This window comes from Amycolatopsis sp. NPDC004368 (assembly GCF_053602515.1).
The window spans coordinates 1-2,432 of the sequence record NZ_JBSGDT010000087.1; the positions used below are offsets into that span (position 1 = coordinate 1).

The window sequence follows — 2,432 nt, forward strand, 5'->3', positions numbered from 1 at the left end:
CAACGCCACCAACGACGACGAACACGCCGTATCCACCGTCACAGCAGGACCCTCAAAACCAAACGAATACGCCACCCGACCCGACAACACACTCGTGGCATTGCTCACGCTGACCAGACCGTCAAGCTCATGGCCCGAAGCGAGGAGTAGATGGGAATAAGTCTCACTGCTGCTTCCGGCGAATACGCCGGTACGTGAACCGCGAAGAGTGTCCGCGTCGATCCCTGCGCGTTCGATGGCTTCCCAGCTGATTTCCAGCAGCAATCGCTGCTGGGGGTCCATCGCCAAGGCTTCTCGCGGAGAAATTCCGAAGAATCCGGCGTCGAAGTTCGCGAGCCCAGGCAGGAAGCCTCCCGATGAGGTTACCGAGGTATCCGCCAGGTCCGCGAGATCCCATCCCCGATCGTCGGGGAAAGCGCTCACGACGTCGACCCCGTCCCGAACCAGGTCCCAGAACTCGTCGGGTGAATCGACGCCTCCCGGCAGGCGGCACGCCATGCCGACGATCACGATCGGATCGTCACTGGGCTGCACCGTGACGACCGTCGGCTCCTCGGCCACGGTTCCGCCATCGACGAACTCAGCGAGAAGGTACTTCGCGATCGCGCGTGGTGTCGGCAGATCGAAGACCAGCGTGGCCGGCAAGGCCATGCCCACAGCCTTCACCAGACGATTACGGAGCTCAACCGCCGTCAGCGAAGTGAAGCCCAGCTCGGTGAACTTCTGATCACTTCCGACCTCCGCCGAGCTCGCGTGTCCGAGAGCTGCGGCGATATGCGATCGCACCAGGTCCAAGACCGTACCCGCTCGCTCCGCCTCGGGTGTCGCGGCCAGCCGTCCACGCAGCGAATCCGCGACCGAGGGTTCCGGATCGGCATCGGAGCTCTCGTCGAGAACAAGCGCATCGGCGCCACCTGCCGTGATCACGGATTCGGGCCAGTACCGCCGCCCTTGGAAAGCATAAGTAGGCAATGCCACCGTCTCTGCCCGGCCGTAGATCCTCGCCCAGTCGACTTCGACGCCCGAGACCATCAGCGCGGCCAGCGCGGTCACACTCGTCGTGAGCTCGTCCCGGTCCCGGCCGAGCATCCCCACCGCAACCGCATCGTCAAGCACGGACCAGCCCGGCAGTACGGACGAGATCAACGCCGACAAAGTGGTGTCCGGTCCGATCTCCAGCACACGTGAGACACCGTCTTCGCGCAGTCGCGCCATCGCGTCTGCGAAGCGCACAGCGTCACGCGCATGCCGTACCCAGTACTCGGGCGAACCTACGACGTCGTCACCGACCGGCTCACCCGTCACCGCCGAGATCAACGGCACCTGAGGCGTTCCCCACGACAGGTCGGCCGCGTGGAGCGCCGCGCCGAGCTCGTCCAGCATCGGATCCATCAACGGCGAGTGGAAAGCATGACTGACCCGCAGTTTCCTCGAGCGCACGCCGAGCGCCCTGACAACCTGCTCGACGGCTACGGCATCGCCGGCCACCACGACCGAAGACGGGCCATTGACGGCCGCGATCGAGACCCCCGGTCCGGCAGCGGCCACGACCTCGGCCACGACCTCTTCGCCGGCCTCGACCGCAACCATCGCGCCGCCCTGCGGCAGCTGCTGCATCAACCCGCTGCGGACGACAACCAACCGGCAGGCGTCCTCCAGCGACAAAACACCTGAAGCCCACGCCGCCGCGATTTCGCCCACTGAATGGCCGACCATGTGGCTAGGCCGGATACTCCACGACCGGACCAGCTCCACCAGAGCCACCTGCAAAGCGAACAGGGCAGGCTGCGCATAACCCGTCTGATCCAGCAGCACGGCGGCCGGACTACCCGGCTCAGCCCACACTACGTCGCTCAAGCGATGATCGAGATTCGACAGGCCGTCCAGTAGATCCATCACGCGATCCCACGCTCGAGCGAAGATCGGGAATGCCCTGTACAAGCCACGGCCCATTCCGACCCACTGCGAGCCCTGACCCGAAAACGCCCACGCCACCTCGCGATCTTCACCGCCGGCAGCAGACCCCGTCACCACTCCTGCGGACTCCACGTCGTCCGCTACGGCAGCCAGACCTGTCAGCAACTCCTTCACCGACCGCCCCGTCACCACCGCGCGACAGTCGAACAACTCCCGGATCGTGACCAGTGACAACCCGACGTCAGCCGTCCCCAACCCGGGCCGCGCACGGATCCATTCGCCGAGACGAGCGGCCTGAGCGCGCACGGCCGCCGGTGAACGACCCGACAGTACCCACGGCACAACACCCCCATCCACCAGCGGCTCGTCCTCTGGCACAGCCGGAACCGGAGCCGGGTCACCGATGAAGACCTGGGGCTCTTCGATGATCACGTGTGCGTTCGTGCCGCTGATGCCGAACGAGGACACCGCCGCCCGCCGCGGACGCCCCGTCTCCGGCCACGGCCTCTGCTCCG

The 2,432-nt window shown here is 65.9% G+C and carries 1 protein-coding gene; it reads right to left on the reverse strand.

Going from position 1 to position 2,432, the window contains the following annotated elements; translation table 11 throughout:
• Nucleotides 1-2,432: acyltransferase domain-containing protein (locus tag ACWEOE_RS42085; RefSeq protein WP_452019447.1), on the reverse strand; the 2,432-nt coding region annotated here is incomplete at both ends.